The organism is Burkholderia sp. BCC1985, assembly GCF_905339915.1.
GTDB lineage: Bacteria > Pseudomonadota > Gammaproteobacteria > Burkholderiales > Burkholderiaceae > Burkholderia.
In genome coordinates this window covers 1-1,105 of sequence record NZ_CAJPGY010000116.1, presented here as the reverse complement: position 1 = coordinate 1,105, position 1,105 = coordinate 1, and the positions used below count along the sequence as shown (strand labels likewise).

Genomic DNA, 1,105 nt, shown 5'->3' with positions numbered 1-1,105 from the left:
GAAGCGCGTGTCGGACCTGATCGCGGAAATCAGCTCGTCGACGGCCGAGCAGAGCACCGGGGTCGCGCAGGTCGATCAGGCGGTCGTGCATCTGGACAACATCACGCAGCAGAACGCGGCGCTGGTCGAGCAGAGCGCGGCGGCGTCGGAAAGCCTGAAGCAGCAGGCGACGCGGCTCGTGGACGCGGTGAACGTGTTTCGGTGATCGTCGGGGGCGCGTGCCAGCGCGCTCCCGCCACTGCGAGGCAACGCGAAGCAAATCAGGGCAAGGCGGCGAAATCCCCGATTTTCGTTTCGATTTACATGAATTAAACGAGAGAGATTCGCATTCTCGATTCCGGATCGACTCGTGAATCCCGTCGGAACAAGCGCCGGGATAGTCAGATGATTGATGGCGCAAGTATTTGATAAAGCTGGATTTTATTTACATATAAACAAAATGTTCGGCTGAATCAAGATGATGCGAAATTCATGCATATTTACCCGAAGCCGGCATAATGTTTTCGCCGGATTTGCCGAAAGCGCAGGAGTCTGATCGAACGCATGCGGGACGACCGCGATGCGGACGGTCTCGGTTCAATCCACAAGCGGACGCAAAGATCCGCAACCCGGGAACTCCAACACCATGCGCAATAACCAGCCTGTCACGCAACGCGAATTCGATTTTCCCGACGGCGCGACGCTGATGTCGACCACCGACGCGGACAGTTACATCAAGTACGCGAATGCCGCGTTCATTCAGGTCAGCGGATTTTCCCCCGAGGAGATCGAAGGTCAGCCGCACAACGTCGTGCGGCACCCGGACATGCCGAAGGAGGCGTTCGCCGACATGTGGGCGACGCTGAAGAACGGCGAACCGTGGACCGCGCTCGTGAAGAATCGTCGCAAGAACGGCGATCATTACTGGGTCCGTTCGAATACGGTGCCGGTGATGCGCAACGGGCAGCCGACGGGTTACATGTCGGTGCGCACCAAGGCGTCGCGCGACGAGATCGCGGCGGCCGACGCGCTGTACCGCGCGTTCCGCGAAGGCAAGGCCGGCAACCGCCGTTTCCACAAGGGGCTGATCGTCCGTACCGGGCTGATGCGTGTCGCGTCTCTGTTT

The 1,105-nt window shown here is 59.5% G+C and carries 1 protein-coding gene and 1 pseudogene; both read left to right on the top strand.

The annotated features are described in order from the left end of the window. Nucleotides 1-205 (top strand): annotated as a pseudogene (locus U4Z31_RS36895) (hypothetical protein); the annotation flags it as partial. Nucleotides 206-625: 420 nt separating this feature from the next. Continuing rightward, nucleotides 626-1,105, top strand: a 480-nt coding sequence (locus U4Z31_RS36890; RefSeq protein ID WP_321812985.1) for a PAS domain-containing protein, incomplete at its 3' end; no start/stop codon positions are given.